The organism is Bradyrhizobium sp. AZCC 1693, assembly GCF_036924745.1.
Lineage (GTDB): Bacteria > Pseudomonadota > Alphaproteobacteria > Rhizobiales > Xanthobacteraceae > Bradyrhizobium.
This window is the reverse complement of record NZ_JAZHSD010000001.1, coordinates 7,083,577-7,101,762: the sequence shown is the minus strand read 5'-3', so window position 1 is coordinate 7,101,762 and position 18,186 is coordinate 7,083,577. Positions and strand designations below refer to the sequence as shown.

The following is an 18,186-nucleotide window of genomic DNA, read 5'->3' as shown; positions in this document are numbered from 1 at the left end:
TCATGCCGCCTTCCGTTCCATGACGATGCTGCCGGCACCGTCGATATGGGCGTCGAAGTTCGTCGAGACGAATGTCGATGTCTCATCTTCCGCGATCACAGCGGGTCCCGCGATGGTCGCCCCCGGCGCCATCTGGTCGCGGTGATACAGCGGAATCTCGACGACCTTCCCCGCGCGGCCGTCGAAAAACTTGCGGCTGCCCGCGGCTTTTCCGGCCGGCTTGCGCGTCACGTCGGCAACGCGCGACGGATTGCGCGGCTTGGTGGTCGCGAGCACCGACCAGCTCAGCACCTCGATCGCAGCACCCGGAATCGACCGCTCGAATAAGCCCGCATAATCCGTCTCGAATGCCTGGCGCAGGCCTTCGAGATCCGCGGCTGCCAACCGCCGGTTCGGCAGTTCGACCGTGATCTCGTGTCCTTGTCCGACATACCGCATGAAAGCGGCGCGGCGTTCATGCACCGGCGCACCAGCGGCGCCGGGTTCGACCAGGGCGCGCGCCTCGGTCGCCATCTCATCCAGCAGGTCGGACACAGCGGTGACATCGAACGCATCGAGCCTGGCATGACGGCTGCGTACCAGCTCATAGGCAATGGGCGCCGCAAGAAATCCGACGGCCGAGCCGACGCCGGCATTGGACGGTACGATCACGCGCGAAACGCCGATCTTCTCGGCGACGCGGGCCGCATGCAGCGGCGCGGCGCCGCCGAAGGCGATCAGGGTGTGCTGGCCGACGACGGCGCCGCGTTCGACCGCATGCACGCGGGCGGCGCTCGCCATGTTCTCGCACACGACCTCATGCACGGCGTAGGCCGAAGTTTCCGCCGACAGTCCCAGCGGTTCGCCAATGTCGCGCAACAAGGCCTGCCTGGACAGCTCGGAACTAAGCTTGATGGTCCCGCCTGCAAATGCGTCGGGATCGATCTTGCCGAGCGCGACATCCGCATCCGTCACGGCGGGCCGTTGACCGCCGCGGCCGTAGCAGGCCGGCCCCGGCTCGGATGACGCACTCTCCGGGCCGACCGTGACGCGCTTCAGGGCATCGACCCGCGCGATCGAGCCGCCGCCGGCGCCGATCTCAACCATCTCGATCACGGGAATGCGCACCGGCAGGCCCGACCCTTTCAGAAAGCGAGCGGCGCGATCGACCTCGAACACGCGCGAGGTTTCGGGCTGATACTTTTCGATCAGGCAGATCTTCGCGGTGGTGCCACCCATGTCGAAGGACAGAACTCTGCTCTCACCGAGACGCGCCGCGATCTGCGCCGCAAAAATCGCGCCGCCTGCCGGCCCCGATTCGACCAGGCGCACCGGAAAGCGCCGCGCCGTCTCGATCGAGGTGACGCCGCCGCCCGAGGTCACGAGGTAGATGGCGCCGCGAAACTGCTCGGCCTGCAGCCCCTCGGCCATGCGCGCAAGATAGCCGTCGATCAACGGCTGCACATAGGCATTGGCCACCGCAGTCGAGGTCCGCTCGTATTCGCGGATTTCAGGGCACACCGCCGACGACAGCGTTACCCAGATGCCCGGCATTTCCTCTTTCAGGATCGCGCCGGCGCGCCGTTCATGCTCGGGATTGGCATAGGAGTGGAGGAAGGCGAAGGCGACGCTTTCCACATTCTGCGCACGCAGCTCGGGCACGAGTGCACGCACGGCGGCTTCGTCGAGCGGCAACCGCACGGCGCCCTGCGCGTCGATGCGCTCGGGAACCGTGAAACGCAGGGCGCGCGGCGTCAGCGGTTTCGGCTTGTCGATTGCAAGGTCGTATTGATCGTAGCGGCTCTCGGTACCGATATCGAGTACGTCGCGGAAACCTTGCGTCGCAACAAGCGCCGTCTTCGCGCCGCGGCGTTCGATGATGGCGTTGGTCGCAAGTGTCGTGCCATGAATGAAGACGTCGATATCGCATATGTGGGCGCGCGCGTCGGCCAGAATGAGGCGCATCCCGTCCAGCACCGCTTGCTCCGGTCGCGCGGGCGTCGTCAGCACCTTGCGCGTTCTGCGATCCTGCCCCACATCCAGAACGATATCCGTGAACGTGCCTCCGATATCGACGGCAAGCCGCACTTCGGCTCCCTCAAGCATTCCAAAACCTCCGCGTGCTGACCGACGAACCGTAACCAGATGTTCAGCAATTTCCATGCCACTGACTGCGCCCGCGGACACGTGCCCAGCCATTTGCCGGGCACCTATGCCGCGCAACTTTGACGAACTCGCGCTCGCTAGTCCAGCAACTACGACGCTCACCTCCGGGTTTTCTTACAGTGCCATGGCGGCAGCGTTGTTCGACACGTCCATCTTCTGCATCATCATCCGCGCAATCGCCTCGCCAATAACCACCGTGGTAAGATGAGTGTTGGCGCGGCAATCGAACGGCATGATCGAAGCGTCCGCCACGCGCAGCGCGGCGATACCCTTCACGGTGCCATCCGGATTCACCACACCATTGGCGTCGTTGAAGCCCGCCATGCGGCAAGAACCGGCGGCATGCTGAATGTCGCCGGTGTCGCGGCGGAGCAGCGCTCCGAGCTCCCCATTCGGCAATGAAGCGGCCTGCGGCAGCGTCAGGTCGGTGTCAATCAAGCGAATCCACTCGGCTATTTCAGCCAGTGCCGGCTGGGTGGTGAGCACGGCCAGCCGCTTCACCGCATCGACCATGCGCAAGAGGTCGCGATCATCGGCGAGCATATTTTCTTCGACGATCGGGTCGATCGAAGCGTCGGTCGAAGCCAGCCTCAAATGACCGCGCGAGTAGGCGTTGAACAGACCTGCGCCGATGGCGCCGGGGGCGCCGATGCCGCGGTGATTGAAGGCAATCAGGATCATGTCGCGCTTGCCGCCATTCGCAAGCCCGGACGAATACGTCACGCAGCAGTTGGTATGACGTGTATCGGGGTCGGTCGGCCGAAATTCCTCGCGCAGCTGGATCGTGGCGCGGAACAGCGGATGGTCGAAGAAGTGCTTGCCGACCGGCAGGTCGCGTTCGACCGCGATGCCCATCGCCTTCAGCTCGTCGGCGGGGCCGATGCCCGAACGCAGCAATATCGCCGGGCTGTGGATGGCGCCAGCGCACAGCACGATTTCGCGCGCGCTGATTTCCAAACTGCCCTGTCCTTCGATGTGAACCAGTACGCCAGTGGCCCGGCCGTCCTTCATCACGACGCGATCGACCAGCGCGTGCCCCCGGATTTCCAGGTTTGCGCGGCCTCGCGCCGGCTCCAGATAGGCTTCATTGGTGGTGATGCGGCGGCTGTCGCGGCTGTTGATCGGATAGCAGGCGACGCCCTCGCCATCCGGTCCGTTGAGGTCGGCACACCACGGATACCCCGATGCCAGCGCGGCGTCGCGGAGCCCACGATCGATCGGGCCCCACTTGTCCGGCGGCGCGCGATAAACCGGCAGCGGCCCGTCACGGCCGTGGCCTGCGCTGTCGCCGAACTCGAAATCATCCTCGATGACCGAGAACAGCGGCATTACCTCTTTTGCCGACCATCCGGTGCAACCACCGGCCGCCCATTCGTCGAACGCATCCGCAACACCGCGGATGGCGATCTGCCCGTTCATCATCGAACTGCCGCCGAGGCCCTTGCCGCGCCAGTAGAAGCGCGCCTCCTGCCCTGCCACCCGGCGGGTCAGCAGATTCGGCCACTGCCATTTCTCCTGATATTCGCGCTTGTGAATGATCGGAATCGGGTTCGGCGTCCGGACTTCCCAGGGCGCCTCATCGGCGCGCCAGTCGAGGCCCGCTTCCAGCAGCAGCACGCGTCTGGCGGGGTCCTCGGAGAGCCGGGCCGCAACGGCGGCGCCGGCCGAGCCGCCGCCGACTACAATGACGTCATACATGGCGTTACTTCTCGATGTTCCAGAAAATCGGAATCGCAGACGGTATCAAACCGCGCAGATTGGCGCGATAGGCGGCCGGCTGAGCGAACTGTCCCCACGGAATGCCCGGAGCCTGATCGTACATCACGGTCTGGATCTCGGCAGCGATCTTCTTGCGATCCTCCTCCGCGGGTGCCTTCGCAAAGGCATCCAGCAACGGCGTGATGCGCTGGTCGCATTGCCAGCCCGTGAAGTCGACGCAGTTGAACGCCACCATGACGTTGGTGAGCGGCGAGGCCAGATCGAAGCCGCCGGCGTGAACGCCATAAACGCTCCAGCCTTCCTTTTTGGTACGGCGGGCAAGCACCGAGGCCCAATCCATCACCTGCAGATCGACATTGAAGCCGGCCTGCTTCAGTTTCTCTGCGAGAACCTGCGCCGAAACGCGCGGCGCCTCGAGGTCGCTGGCCTGCATCACAATGATCGGCTCGCCGGCATATTTGGTCGCCTTGAGTGCCGCGCGCGCCGCCTCAACGGACGGATTCGCTGCAGCGTCGGTTCCGGCCTTGCTGTCATAGGTGGTGCCGCAGGTGAAGAATGTTGCGCAAGGTGTGGCGTATTTGGCATCGAGGCCCAGCCCGTCCAACACCTCGCGCTGATCGACCAGCTTCCACAGCACGCGCCGGATCGCCGGATCGTCGAATGGCTTCTGCGCGGCGTTGAGGCGATAGGCGCCGGCAAACATGTTGCCGCCGGTAAAGTTGACGACCTTCACCTTGGCGTTCTTTTCGAGAACCGGCAGCAGATCGAACGGCGCGTACTGCATGAAATCCACTTCGCCGGTCTGCAGCGCGGATGCCGCGGTGGAGCCGTCGGGGATGACGCGAATTTCCAGCGTGTCGATGTTGACGCGCTTGCCACCGGCCAGGAAGTCGGCGGGTTCGGAACGCGGCACATAATCGGCGAATTTCTTCAGGATCATGCGATCGCCGGTGCGGTGATCCGCCTTGCTGTAGACAAACGGTCCAGAGCCGACGATTTCGCTGATGCGTTGATCGGCGGGCGTCTTGGCCACACGCTCGGGCATCATGAAGGCGACGGGGCTCACGGGATTACCGAGCGCGTCGATCACCAGGCCCGAAGGTTCTTTCAGCGTCAGCACGAAAGTCCTGGCGTCACTCGGTTCGAGCGAAGCGGTGATAGAGAAGATTCGTCGGCCGAGCGCGTTGCGCTGCCCCCAGCGTCGCAGCGATGCGACGCAGTCCGCTGATGTAACCGGCTGGCCGTCATGCCATTTCAGGCCATCGCGCAGCGTGAACGTGTAGATCAGTCCGTCAGGCGAAACCTTCCAGTCCTGCACCATCTGCGGCTTGATTTCGTCCTTGGCGTCCTTCGCGAACAGGGTGTCGAACACCATGAATCCGAAGGTCCGCGAGATATAAGCCGGCGTAAAATGCGGATCGAGCGTGGCGATTTCCGCTTCCAGCACCGCGACAAGATTGCCGCCGGCATGGGCCGGCGTAACCGCCGGAGCCGCGACGAGCGCGAGCGAAAACATCGCGGGGATGAAAGCCTTCAATTTGAACATGGGTGCCTTTTCAGGTTCGTGGGGAAAGTCTGGGAGGATTTGGAAACGGCTAATGCACCTCGCGAGCAGTTGCTCTCTCAAGCAATGTCTATGCCGTATAGAATGCGCAGCTCATGTCACAACGACTAGCTGCTGTGCGTTTGATCGCGTGCGCGCTGATAGAGACGCAGCGCGATTCATACGCCCGCCCGCTCGCCGCAACGCTGAACTGCCTTGCGGGCGATCGGATCGACCGAGCCGCTTTGGCCGCGCTGGTTGATACCGCAACTGCAAAAACCAGCTTGCCGGCGAGGCTGGGCCAACTTAGCAACGTCTCTCAAACAAGCAGTCTTTGGTCATTTGCGCGAATTTTGAGCGCGGATTGTTCAAAAATGCTGCGCATCCGCCCGTTGACCACTTCATTTCCAGGTCTCAAAATTAAAAACCAAGTTCCATTTTCCGGAACTCCTCGGAAAGCCCCGTTCAAGACCATGAGCGCCCTCGACAACGCCATCGAAATCTTGCGCTGCTTCGCGCCGCATCAGCCGGAGATCAGCAATGCCGACGTGATCCGGCTCACCGGCAAGCCGAAGAGCTCGACGTCACGGCTGCTGCGTCAACTCAGGGAATGTGGACTGCTGGAGCAGGATGCCTTGACCCGCCGCTATCGGCCGGGCCTGCTGGTGTTCGAACTCGGCCGCTTGCATCGGACGCAAAATGACTTCGTGGCCCTCGCCGAGCAGCGGCTGCGTGCGGTCTGTGCCAAGACCGGCCATACCGGCTACATCTCCGTGCTCGACGGCGCCGAACAGGTCGTGCTGCGCGTCGTCCCCGGCTCCAATCCGCTTCAGGTGGTAACGCCTCCCGGCGTACGGGCGCCGGCCTTCGCGACGTCCAACGGCCGGGCCATGCTTGCGCGCCTGAACGATGCAGATATTCGCGCTCGCATGCCAAAGCCGTTGCCTGCAATCTCGCCGTCTGCGCCGCGGAATCTGACGGCGCTCATGGCGCGCATCGCCGAAATCCGCCGCACCGGCTATTCCGAAGCCAGCAATGAATCGTTGCCGGGCGTGGGCTCGCTGGGTTTCGCGCTCACCCGTCGCGACACCAATGAAACCATCGGGGTCGCCGTATCCTATCCAAGCCAGCTGACCTCGGCCGAAGAGCGCGCGAAGCTTTGGCAAGCGCTGCGCACGATGGCGGTCGACCTCGGACGGCTCTTCGATGATCCAATATGGCTAGCGCTGGGTAGCGCCACACCCATACGCAAGGCCGCAGCAAGATGAATGCGGCTCGCTCGGGCATCACGCCTATCGCCTGGCTGATCGCGCCGAGCGCGTTGCTGTTCGCCCTGTTCTTCTTCCTGCCGATGGGGCTGATGGCCATGATCAGCCTGCTCACCGGCAATCCGGTCGTGCAGCCCAATGTCGATTTCACGACCAAATACTATCGGAGAATTCTCGACGACATCTATTATTTCGAGGTGATCTGGACCACGCTCCGGATTGGCCTGCTCACCACGCTGGCGGCCTTGCTGATCGGCTACCCGCTGGCCCATTTGATGGCGCGCGTCCGAGGCCGCACAGCCTACGCCATGCTGATGATGGCGGTATTGACGCCGATGCTGACAGGCATTGTCGTGCGCACCTTTGCCTGGATGGCGCTGTTGTCGGACAAGGGCGCGATCAACCAAGCCCTGATCGGCCTCGGCCTGATCTCGAAACCGCGGCCGCTGATGTACAACGAATTCAGCATCGTGCTGGGCCTGACGCATATCTACGTGCCCTACATGGTTCTGACCCTGGTCGGCGTCATCGGGCGGATCGACGAGCGGCTGGAACACGCGGCGCAGAATCTTGGCGCCTCGCCGCTCCGCGCTTTCCTTGAAGTGACGCTACCCCTGAGCCTGCCTGGCATCCTGGCCGGCTCGCTGCTGGTCTTTGCGCTGGCCATCAGCGCCTACGTCACCCCGATCCTGATGGGCGGATTCCAGATCATGACGCTGCCGATGCTGATCTACCAGCAGATCTCTTCGAGCTTCAATGTCGGCTTTGCCGCGGCGCTCGGCATGGTGCTGCTGACGATCTCGCTGGTTCTGGTCATCGCCTATAACCGCATCCTCGGGCTGGTCTCCGGCCAGCGCGATCTGCAGTGAGGTCGCCGATGATCACAGCGCCGTTCACCCCTCGCCGAACCCTTCGCCCTGGCCGCTTCTGCTATCTGGCCCTCAATGTTGCGGTGGTGATTTTCCTGCTGGCGCCGATCGCGATCGTCTTCGTGTTCGCCCTCAATCCTACGCCCTACATCCAGTTTCCGCCGGTTGGCGTTTCGTTGCGCTGGTTCGAAAAATTCTTCGCCTCGCGCGACTTCATGAACGCTTTGTGGTTGAGCCTAGAGGTCGCCGCGATGACGACCATCGCCGCGACCCTGTTCGGCGCCAGCGCCGCGCTCGCTTTGGCGCGCGGCGGACTGCCTGGCTCGCGCGTCATCACCGCGATCATGTTGTCTCCGCTGATGCTGCCGGCGATTCTGACCGGCCTTGCGCTATTCCAATCCTACGTCCTGCTGGATGTCGGCCGGCCGCTCTGGGGACTGGTGCTCGGCCATACGCTGGTGTCGATTCCCTATGTGGTGCGTACCACGCTGGCGGTTCTGCAGAACTTCGATACCCGCCTGGAAGAGGCGGCATGCAACCTCGGCGCCGGTCCTTTGCGCACCTATTTCGAGGTGACGCTGCCGTTGACCAAACCCGGCGTCATGGCGGGAGCCGTGTTCGCCTTCATCGTCTCCTTCGATCAGTTTCCGGTATCGCTTTTCCTGGTCTCCCCGGGCCGCGAAACGCTGCCGATCACGTTGTTCAACTATCTGAAGTTCGATCTGGACGGAACGATCGGCGCCGCCTCGGTGGTCTCGATCCTGCTCGCCGTGCTGGTCGTCTTCGGGCTCGATCGCACGGTCGGGCTCAGGTCCTACGCAAAGCTGTGACTGTCATTCCCAGAGAGAGGATCACCCCATGACCATGACCCGCCTACCGCTGACACGACGTCAGTTCCTCGCCACCAGCGCCGCCGCCGGCATCGGCGCGATCGCAGCTCCGCACATCGCCCGCGCCGATGCGGCGACGCTGCGCATCACCGGATGGGGCGGCAAGTGGGGGCAAACCATGTCGAGCGAACTGATCCCCGCTTTCGAAAAGGAATTCAAGTGCAAGGTGGAGACGGACTCGGCCTTTCCATACCTGCCCAAGCTCCAGGCAAGCCCGCGTTCGGCGCCGGTCTATGATGTGCTGCACACCAATTCCAACGAGCAATGGGCTGCGCTGGAAATGGGAATCGTCGAAGCCAAGATCGACGCCAAGCAGGTCCCGAATATCGCCGACGTCTATCCTTACGCGGTCAGCGACAAGATGGTCGGCGTCTGCATCTTCACCAGCGCTATCGGCCTCGGCATGCGCACCGACAAGGGTTACGGCAAGGTCTCGTCCTGGAAGGACCTCTGGGACCGCGCCTATGACGGCGTGCGCGGCGGCTATGTCATTCCGGTGAACAGCCTCGGCCAGGCCTTCCTGATGATGAGCGGCGCACTCTTCGGCAAGGGCATGACCGATCTCGACGCCGCCTATGCGGCGATGGAAAAGCTGAAGCCGATCAAACTCGTCGACTTCACCGGCACGATGGAAAAGATGATCCTTTCAGGCGAAGTGGGCCTTGCGGTGATCCATGATTCCGGCATCCTGCGCTATGACGGCCAGAACCAGCCGACCACTTTCGTCGCGCCGTCCGAGGGCGTTCTCTCGCTTGAACAAGTCCTCACGCTCACGCCCGGCACCAAGGTTCGCGAACTCGCCAATGCCTATGTAAACTACATGCTGCGCCCGAATGTGCAGAAAACGCTGGCCGAGTCGGTCTGGTATTCGCCTGCAAACAGCAAGGTGAAGCTCGACGACAAGTACAACGAAAAACTTCTGACCACGCCGGAGAAGGTCGCCAAGCTGATCCAGCCCGATTGGAAATGGTACAACGCGCGCAAGGACGAGATCGATTCCCGCGTCAACCGCATCTTCCGCGCATGAGCGCTCGTATCGACATTGTCGCCGTCACCAAGACCTATGACGGCACCACGCACGCCGTCGATGCCGTCGATATGAGCATTCGGGAGGGAGAATTCTTCTCGCTGCTCGGGCCCTCCGGCTGCGGCAAGACGACGACACTGCGAATGATAGCCGGCTTCGAGACGCCGACCAAAGGCGTCATCGAGGTCGGTGGGGTCGATGTTACGCATGTGCCGGCACACAAGCGCGACATGGGAATGGTATTCCAGAGCTACGCGCTGTTTCCGCATCGCTCGGTCGGTGAAAACGTTGCCTTCGGTTTGCGCATGCGCGGCATGGAGCGCACCACGATTGCCCGCAAGGTCGCCGATGCGTTGGCACAGGTGGAACTCGTCGGATACGAGGATCGCCGTCCCGGCCGGCTCTCCGGGGGCCAGCAGCAGCGTGTCGCCCTGGCCCGCGCCATCGTGATCGAACCGCGCGTACTGCTTTGCGATGAACCGCTCGGCGCGCTTGACAAGAAGCTGCGGCAAGCGATGCAGTTCGAGCTGAAGCAATTGCAACGCAAACTCGGCCTGACCATGGTCTTCGTCACCCACGACCAGGAGGAAGCGCTCGCGATGTCCGACCGGATCGCGGTGATGAATGCCGGGAAGGTCGAGCAGATCGGCGCGCCATCCGATATTTACGATCGGCCAAGCACACGCTTCGTCGCCGATTTCATCGGCGACACCAACCTGTTCCGCGGCGAGGTGATCCGCGACGGCGGAGGCAATTCCGTCTTGCAGGTCGACAACGGCCTGTCGATCGAGCTTGCCGCCCCGCCTGAGGCGACCGGCGCGGTTTCGATCGCGCTTCGGCCGGAAAAGATCAGTCTGGCCACGCCATCCGCGCGAGCCGGACTTGGCCTCGACGGTGTTGTCGAGAGTGCCAATTTCCAGGGCGGCTCGGTGCTTTACCGCATCGAGACGGCCGGCGGCAGGCGCCTGCTCGCGCAACAACCGAACAATGGCTCGCATGAGCTTTTTCAAGCCGGCGCCGCCGTCGCCCTGCGCTGGAAACCATCCGACATCGTGATCTTGAGGGATTGATATCATGCAACAACAACGCATGGGCGTGGTCGTGATCGGCCAGAGCCCGCGACCTTCCGTCGTGAACGAAATCGCGGCGGTGCTATCACCCGGACTGGAGATCGATCTGCGCGGAGCGCTCGACGGCATGACGCGCGCCGAGATAGACGCGATTCCACCGAGTGACGGCCACGACGCCCTGTTCACCCTGCTGCCGAATGGCGACAGCGTCACCATCAGCAAGAAGGCGGTCGAGGCACGGGCGGCGATCCAGATCGAGAATTTCGCACGCGAGGGCGTCAAGGTCGCCATGCTCGCCTGCACCGGCAAATTTCCAAATCTTGCGCCGGATGGTCTGGTGATCCTGCCCTCGGCCGTGCTGCACCACATGGTCGAGGCGGTTCTTCCGAAGGGACGTCTCGGCGTCTTCTCGCCGCTGCCGGAGCAGACCGCACTGATCGCCGGAAAATGGGAGCGACCGAACGTCGAAGTTGTCGGCGTGACGATGCGGCCGGGTTCCAATGCCGAGGCCGTCGATGAGGCTGCACGGAAAATGGCCGCCCTGTCGCCGGACCTCGTCGTGATGGATTGCATGAGCTATACGCGCGCGAACAAGGCGCGTGTTCGCCAGAGCTATGGCGGGCCGGTCATCCTCGCCATTGCCGCCGCCGCACGTGCCGTCGAGGAGCTGGTCGCATGAATGAGCCGGTTCTCACCGAGATTACGCTTGAGGATATCGAATCCCTCGCGGTCGGCGCCTGGATTCTCGGCACCGGCGGCGGCGGCAGCCCCTATTTGGGTCTGCTCAACCTGCGCCGGCTCTACGCGGAAGGCTATCGCGTGCAGTTGATGTCGCCGCTGGATCTTGATGATAACGATCGGGTCGCGGTCGTCTCCAACATGGGGGCACCGCTGATCGGTCAGGAGCGCCTGGCCGACAGCCGCAACATCGCCCGCGCGGTCGAGATGCAGGAGGAATTCGGCGGCTTCAAATTCCGCGCCGTGATGTCGGTCGAGATCGGCGGCGGCAACGGCACGCAGGCGCTGATGGCGGCCGTCCATCTCAATATACCCGTCGTCGATGCCGATTGCATGGGACGCGCCTTTCCCGAGGCGCAGATGACCTCGGTGGCGATCGGCGGGCTGCGACCCTATCCCTGCACGCTGTACGATCCGCGCGGTATCGAAGCGATCGTCACGAAAGTGCCAAGCTGGAAATGGATGGAGCGGGCCAGCCGCAAGATCTGCGTCGAAATGGGCTCGATCGCCTCGACCAGCAAGGCGCCTCGCACCGGCCGCGAGGTGAAGGATTGGGGCATTCACTTCACGACCACCGCGGCGATCCGGATCGGCCGGCTGGTCCGCGAAGCCAATCGCCTGCATACCGATCCGATCGCAGCTCTGCTCGAAAGCGAAGGCGGCAAGCGGCTCTTCACCGGCAAGGTGGTCGATGTCGCCCGCCGGACGACCGAGGGCTTTCTGCGCGGCTCTGTCGCGATCGAGGGCATCGATGACGACCGCGGCTCGCGGCTGGAGCTCTCGTTCCAGAACGAGTGGATCGTCGCCTGGCGCGAAGGCAAGGCCGTCGCGATGTCACCAGACCTGATCTGCGTGCTCGAGAGCGTCTCGGGCCATGCGGTCGGCACCGAGACGGTGCGCTACGGTCAGCGCGTCACCGTGGTGGCGCTGCCGGCTCCCGCCGTCCTGACCAGTCCACGCGGCCTCGAATTCGTCGGCCCCCGCGCCTTTGGCTACGACCTGGATTTCCGTTCCGTTTTCGAAGAGCGCGCAGGCGCTGGAGTGTAAATTGATGCGACGCATTGGAATTGACGTCGGCGGCACCAATACCGACGCCGTGCTGCTGGATGGCGACAAGGTGGTTTTCGCTGTCAAGCGTCCCACCACGAAGGATGTGACATCCGGCATCCTCGACGCCCTGAAGGCATTGCGTGCCGATCCCGCTGCGCGGGGGCCGGTCGACGCGGTGGTGATCGGAACCACGCACTTCATCAACGCCGTGGTCCAACGCCGGAATTTGATGAAAGTCGCGGCGATCCGGATCGGCATGCCGGCCAGCGCTTCGCTGCCGCCATTTTGCGATTGGCCGCATGACCTCGCCGAAGGCGTGCGCGGCGAGATTTTCATGCTCGAAGGCGGCCACGACTATGACGGTCGGCCGATCGTGCCTTTCGATACCGCCGGCATGCGCGCGGCCGCACGGCGCATCGGCGATCTCGGGCTGCGCTCGGTGGCAGTCTCGTCGATCTTCTCACCACTTGATCCAAGCTGCGAACTCGCAGCACGCGATATCCTGCAGGATATCTGCCCGGACGTCGCCGTCACCCTGTCGCATGATCTCGGACGGATCGGTCTGCTTGAGCGCGAGAACGCGGCGCTTCTCAATGCGGTGCTGCATGACCTCGCGGTCGAAACCGTGGCCGCTTTCCGCAAGGCGACCGCCGAAAGCGGCATCGACGCCCCGCTGTTCCTCACCCAAAACGACGGCACGGTGATGCAGGCTGAAACGGCCATCGCCTTCCCAGTGATGAGCTTTGCCTCAGGTGCGACCAACTCGATGCGCGGCGCGGCGCATCTGTCCGGACTGGAAGACGCCCTGGTCGTGGACGTCGGCGGCACAACAAGCGATATCGGCCAATTGCGCCATGGATTTCCGCGTGAGGCCAACGCGGTCGTCGAGATCGGCGGCGTGCGCACGCTGTTCCGCATGCCGGACCTGCTGTCGATCGGTCTCGGTGGCGGCAGCCATATCGATCCCGCGTCGGCGAGGGTTGGCCCGCTCAGCGTCGGCTATCGTCTGACGCAGGATGCGCTCGTCTTCGGCGGCGCACAGTTGACCGCGACCGATATCGCGGTCGCCGCCGGGCTGCTCGATGTTGGCGATCGCTCCCGCGTCGCGTCGATCTCGAAGGATATGATCGCCGCAGCACTCACCGACGCCACGCGGCAGCTCGAAGAAAACATCGACCGCATGAAAACCGAGGCTGGCGATGCGCCCCTGATTGCCGTGGGTGGCGGGGCCTTCCTGGTGCCCGAAAAGCTGGCCGGCGTTTCGCAGATCATCCGGGTCCCCTTCGGCGATTGCGCCAATGCCGTGGGCGCAGCAATTGCCCGCGTCAGCGGCGAGGTCGATCAGGTCTTCCGCGATCTCACCCGCGACGAAGCCATTGCAGCGGCGTTGGAAATTGCCGAACGCAAGGCTATCAACGCCGGCGCGGATCCCCGCAGCCTGAAGACGATTGAGATCGAGGATATGCCGATCGCCTACCTGCCAGGCAATTCACTGCGCGTCCGCGTCCGGGTTGCCGGCGCGCTCAACCGGATCGAGGCCAGCCGGGAGGTGGCTTAAGCGACGGCCCGCGTTAGAGATCGTTGACACGCTGCACGCCGACGGCGGCCATCCCTGCCCAGGCGGCGTTGAGCGAGCCCGCCAGATCGATGGCCCTGCATCCGGCCTCAACAAGCACGGTGTCGAAGCCGAGCCGGCGTGCGTCCACGGCGGAATAGTGGACGCAAAAATCGGTGGCGAGCCCGGCCAGGAAGATCCGCCGCAAGCCGCGGTCGCGCAAGTAACCCGCCAGACCGGTAGGTGTGCGCCGGTCGTTTTCAAAAAACGCAGAATAAGAATCGATTTCGCGACGGAAGCCTTTCCGGATTATCAGTTCTGCCCGGTCGATCATGAGTTCCGGATGAAACGCCGCCCCGGCGGTGCCCTGGACGCAATGATCGGGCCAAAGGGTCTGCTCGCCATATGGCATAGGGGCGCTCTCGAAGGGGCTCGCTCCCGGATGCGATGTGACGAAAGAGCTGTGATCTGACGGATGCCAGTCCTGGGTCAGCACCACGTGATCGAAGCGTTCGGCGAGACGATTGATAACCGGCACCACGGCATCGCCATCGACAACCGCAAGTGCCCCGCCGGGGCAGAAATCGTTCTGCACATCGATTATCAGCAGCAAATCATCGTTGCCTAGTCGGATCTGCATTCTGGGCCTGTGTTTGTCTTGATCATCAAATTCTAGCGCAAGACAGGAGTTTGCCAAAGTAGATCACTATGTAAAGCACAGCACCTGCTGATCTTTCGATTGCTGGTAGGGTCGTCAATGATATCAGGTCGCGAACGCAGCCAGTTCCGGCTCGATATGCGGCACGGCATCGACCAGCTCGCGTGTGTAAGCGGTTTTGGGATTGTCGAACATCGCGCGGCTCTCGCCCTGTTCGACGATACGGCCGTTTTGCAGCACGATGGTCCGATCGCACATCATGCGAACGACATTGAGGTCGTGGCTGACAAAGAGGAAGGCCAAGTCATCCTCACGCCGCAACCGGTCGAGCAGTTGCAACACCACCGCCTGCACCGAGACGTCGAGCGCTGCCGTCGGCTCATCCAGCACCAACAGGCGCGGCCGGCAGGCGATGGCGCGGGCGATGCCGACACGGGCCTTCTGGCCGCCCGAAAGCTGATGCGGGAAGCGCGTCAGCAATTCGATCTCCAGTCCAACGCGCTGCGCGCACTCCTCCACCCGCTGCCGCAAGGCGTTGCCTGCGCGCATGCCGCCAAGCCGAAGCAGCGGATGGGCGATGCAGTCAAAGGCGGTGAACCGCGGGTTGAGGCTGTCGTTCGGATCCTGAAAGACGATCTGGATGTCCCTGCGAAACGGTGACCGGTGAAAATCGCGGGCCGGGATATGGCCGATCGACTGGCCCTCGAACGCGATCTCTCCCTCGCTCGGATCGATCAAGCGGCAGATGATGCGCGACGTCGTGCTCTTGCCGGAGCCGGATTCGCCGACCAGACCGACGCTCTCGCCGGCGCTGATCGTCATTGAAAAATCTGCCAGCGCCGCGGCGCCCTGATCGAACCGCTTGGCGAGTTTCTGCACCTCCAGCAGAGGCGGCGTACCTGGCGCCGGCTGCGGCCGGGGCGCGACGGGCACCGCAATTTGCCGCCCCCTCTCCTCTTCCGGCACCAGATCCGCGATCCGCGAGCTCGCCGTGGGCGAAGCCGCCACCAGACGTTTGGTGTAAGGGTGTTGTGGCGCGTGGAAGAGAGGCTTCGGTTCGGCCTCCTCGACCAGCCGGCCCTGCTCCATCACCACGACGCGGCGACAGTAGCGAGCGGCGAGACCGAGATCATGGGTGATCAGGATGGTCGCCATGCCGCGCTCGGCCGCGATATCGGTCAAAAGGTCCATCACGACCTTTTGCGTCGTGACGTCGAGCCCGGTGGTCGGCTCGTCGGCGATCAGCAGGGCCGGGTTGCAGGAAATCGCCATGGCGATCATCACGCGCTGGCACATCCCGCCGGAGAGTTCGTGCGGGTAAGCCGCCATCCGCTTTTCAGGATCGCGAATTTGCACGGCACGCAGCAGCCCCAGCGCCTGCGCGCGCGCTTCGTCCCGGTGCATTCGCTTATGGGCCGTAATCGCATCGGCGATCTGGTCGCCGACCGCACGGATCGGATTGAGCGCTGCACGCGGGTTCTGAAAGATCATCGCCATCGCCGCGCCATGCAGATGACGGAAATCGCCCGCCGATATCCGCGTGATGTCCTGCCCGCGAAACCGGATGTCGCCTGCTGTGATCCGCCCGGCCGCATCGAGCAGCCGCGTGATCGCAAAGCCGGTGACGGACTTGCCCGAACCGCTCTCGCCGACAAGGCCAAGCATCTCGCCCTCGCCGAGCGACAGGGTGACACCACGCACCGCCTCGACAAGGCCACGCCGTGTCGAGAAGGTGACGTGCAGGTCGCTCAATGCCAGGAGCGATTGAGTCATGTTCGCATGCGGGGGTCGAGAATATCGCGCACCCCGTCGCCGAGCAGGTTGAAGCACAGCACGGTCAGCATTAACGCCAGGCCTGGAAAGGCAACCAGCCACCATTTTCCGGTGGAAATGAAGCGCGCGCCCTCCGCAACCATGATGCCCCATTCCGGGGTCGGCGGTTTGACGCCGAGGCCGATAAAGGAAAGTCCGGCCGCATTGAGGATTGCCCAGCCGAGATTGAGCGATATTTGCACCGCCATGGCCGGCAGCACGTTGGGCAGCAGGAAGCGCAGCACGACCGAGAGGTGGCTATCGCCGCAGGCGCGCGCCGCTTCGACCCAGCCGACATTGCGACGGACATTCACCTCCGCACGCGCAAAGCGGATGTAGAACGGCAGATTGATGATGGCGGTCGCGATGACGATGTTCTCCACCCGATTGCCGAGCGCTGCGACCATCGCCATTGCCAGCACGAACAGCGGAAAGGCCATCACGACGTCGACGAAGCGGCCGACGCCGCGATCGAGCCGGCCACCGGTATAGCCGCAGATCGCGCCGATGACGGCGCCGATGGCAAAGGAGATTCCGACCGCCGAGACGGCGATGGCGAGATCGAGCCGTGTCGCGACGATCAGGCGGCTGAACACGTCGCGGCCGAGCTGATCGGTACCGGCAATGTGTGCCGCGCTCGGCGGCATCAGGGCTTGCGACACGTTCGAGACGATCGGATCATACGGCACGATCCACGGCCCGAAAATCGCGATCAGCGCAAGCAGGAAGACGCCGGCAGCGGCAACGGCGGTGAGCGGGTTGCCGCGCAGAATCCAGCCGGCATGGCGAAGCGTCGCTGAGGTCATCCGATTGTCACCCGTGGATCGGCGATGCCATAAAGGATATCCACTAGTAGATTGACGATCACAAACACGGTAGCCATCAGCAGCACAAAACCCTGTACCGGCGCATAGTCGGAGGAGAGCAACGCATCGAGCGCGTAGGAGGCGACGCCCGGCCAGGAGAATACCTTCTCCACCAGGACATTGGCGCCGAGCATGGTCGAGAACACGATGCCTGCGATGGTAATGACCGGCAGAATGGCATTCCTTAGCGCATAAGTGACGACGACCCGCCACCAGGGAAGGCCCACGGAACGCGCGGTGCGCACGAAATCGCTGCCAAGCGAGACCAGCATCGAGGCCCGCGTGATGCGCGCCAGCGGCGCCACCACAAACAGCGCCATGCTCAGCGCCGGCAAGATCAGTTGCCGGAAGGCGGCCCACCATCCATCGAAATCGCCTGCGAGCACGAAGTCGATCAACAGGAAGCCGGTCCGCCTTGGCGGCAGTGACGCAAAGATATCGACCCGGCCAGTCGGATCGGGCGCAAGCCCGAGCAGGTAATAGAAGACATAGATCAGCAACAGGCCCGAAACGAACGTCGGTACGCAGACGCCGAGCGCGCAAAAAAACCGCACGCCGTGGTCGATGATGGAGCCCGGTCTCAGGGCCGCCAGCACACCGAGCGGCACGGCCGACAGCAACGCGATCAGCAGCGCCGTGAAGGTGAGTTCAAGCGAGGCCGGCAGCCGCTCACGGAGATCTTTCGTGACCAACTGCCCGGTCATCATCGATCTGCCGAGATTGCCGCTGCCGACATCATAGAGATACAGCATCAGTTGTTCCGGCACCGGCTTGTTGAGCCCCATCTGCTTTCGGATGACCTCGATCTCCTCCTTGCCAGCATTCGGCCCGGAAGCGAAGAACACCGCCGGATCGCCCGGCAGCACCCGCATCAGCAGGAAGGTGAAGACGAGCACGCCAAAGAGCGCCGGCAGCGAGGACAGGAAGCGCCTGCCCGCCCGTATCACCGTTGCTCCAAAGGCCGCCATCTGACTGA

15 protein-coding genes are annotated in these 18,186 nt (G+C 63.4%); 8 read left to right on the top strand and 7 right to left on the bottom strand.

Going from position 1 to position 18,186, the window contains the following annotated elements; translation table 11 throughout:
- The 3 genes from V1293_RS33690 to V1293_RS33680 all read right to left on the bottom strand — a co-directional run bounded on the left by V1293_RS33690 (position 1) and on the right by V1293_RS33680 (position 5,410).
- A complete protein-coding gene (locus tag V1293_RS33690) occupies positions 1-2,085 on the bottom strand; it encodes a hydantoinase/oxoprolinase family protein (RefSeq protein WP_334515841.1) in 2,085 nt (694 codons plus the stop codon).
- A 174-nt stretch (positions 2,086-2,259) separates the two neighbouring features.
- Positions 2,260-3,843, bottom strand: a complete 1,584-nt coding sequence (locus tag V1293_RS33685; protein ID WP_334515840.1) for a GMC family oxidoreductase — start codon at positions 3,841-3,843, stop codon at positions 2,260-2,262.
- Positions 3,844-3,847: 4 nt separating this feature from the next.
- Positions 3,848-5,410, bottom strand: a complete 1,563-nt coding sequence (locus tag V1293_RS33680; protein WP_334515839.1) for an ABC transporter substrate-binding protein — start codon at positions 5,408-5,410, stop codon at positions 3,848-3,850.
- A gap of 134 nt (positions 5,411-5,544) precedes the next feature.
- On the opposite strand from V1293_RS33680, the gene V1293_RS33675 reads away from it, so the two are divergent.
- From V1293_RS33675 to V1293_RS33640, 8 genes are read left to right on the top strand one after another with little or no spacing between them, the layout of a single operon-like run.
- Positions 5,545-6,675, top strand: a complete 1,131-nt coding sequence (locus V1293_RS33675; protein ID WP_334515837.1) for an IclR family transcriptional regulator — start codon at positions 5,545-5,547, stop codon at positions 6,673-6,675.
- A complete protein-coding gene (locus tag V1293_RS33670; protein ID WP_334515836.1) occupies positions 6,672-7,544 on the top strand; it encodes an ABC transporter permease in 873 nt (290 codons plus the stop codon). The genes V1293_RS33675 and V1293_RS33670 overlap by 4 nt, the downstream gene beginning before the upstream one ends.
- Before the next feature lie 8 nt (positions 7,545-7,552).
- Entirely contained in the window at positions 7,553-8,374 is an 822-nt protein-coding gene (locus V1293_RS33665) for an ABC transporter permease (RefSeq protein ID WP_334515834.1), read from the top strand.
- Positions 8,375-8,402: 28 nt separating this feature from the next.
- Positions 8,403-9,461, top strand: a complete 1,059-nt coding sequence (locus V1293_RS33660; protein WP_334515832.1) for an extracellular solute-binding protein — start codon at positions 8,403-8,405, stop codon at positions 9,459-9,461.
- Positions 9,458-10,531: an ABC transporter ATP-binding protein gene (locus tag V1293_RS33655; protein ID WP_334515831.1), complete on the top strand. Its 1,074-nt coding sequence runs from the start codon at positions 9,458-9,460 to the stop codon at positions 10,529-10,531. The genes V1293_RS33660 and V1293_RS33655 overlap by 4 nt, the downstream gene beginning before the upstream one ends.
- Before the next feature lie 4 nt (positions 10,532-10,535).
- Positions 10,536-11,210, top strand: coding sequence for an AroM family protein (locus tag V1293_RS33650; protein ID WP_334515829.1), 675 nt, complete (start codon positions 10,536-10,538; stop codon positions 11,208-11,210).
- The gene (locus tag V1293_RS33645) at positions 11,207-12,316 is read left to right on the top strand and encodes a DUF917 domain-containing protein (RefSeq protein WP_334515827.1); all 1,110 of its coding nucleotides are present in this window, start codon (positions 11,207-11,209) and stop codon (positions 12,314-12,316) included. The genes V1293_RS33650 and V1293_RS33645 overlap by 4 nt, the downstream gene beginning before the upstream one ends.
- Positions 12,317-12,320: 4 nt before the next feature.
- Positions 12,321-13,877: a hydantoinase/oxoprolinase family protein gene (locus V1293_RS33640; RefSeq protein ID WP_334515825.1), complete on the top strand. Its 1,557-nt coding sequence runs from the start codon at positions 12,321-12,323 to the stop codon at positions 13,875-13,877.
- 13 nt (positions 13,878-13,890) lie between these two features.
- On the opposite strand, the gene pncA is transcribed toward V1293_RS33640, so the two are convergent.
- From pncA to V1293_RS33620, 4 genes are all read right to left on the bottom strand, one after another.
- Positions 13,891-14,514, bottom strand: a complete 624-nt coding sequence (pncA, locus tag V1293_RS33635; protein ID WP_334515823.1) for a bifunctional nicotinamidase/pyrazinamidase — start codon at positions 14,512-14,514, stop codon at positions 13,891-13,893.
- A gap of 123 nt (positions 14,515-14,637) precedes the next feature.
- Entirely contained in the window at positions 14,638-16,305 is a 1,668-nt protein-coding gene (nikE, locus tag V1293_RS33630) for an ABC transporter ATP-binding protein (RefSeq protein WP_334515821.1), read from the bottom strand.
- Positions 16,302-17,150 carry an ABC transporter permease gene (locus V1293_RS33625; protein WP_334515819.1) on the bottom strand — a complete coding sequence of 283 codons (849 nt, stop codon included), beginning with the start codon at positions 17,148-17,150 and terminating at the stop codon, positions 16,302-16,304. Before V1293_RS33625 ends, nikE begins: the two co-directional genes overlap by 4 nt.
- On the bottom strand, positions 17,147-18,178 hold the full coding sequence (locus V1293_RS33620) for an ABC transporter permease (protein WP_334515818.1): 1,032 nt from the start codon (positions 18,176-18,178) through the stop codon (positions 17,147-17,149). Before V1293_RS33620 ends, V1293_RS33625 begins: the two co-directional genes overlap by 4 nt.
- Positions 18,179-18,186: the final 8 nt, after the last annotated feature.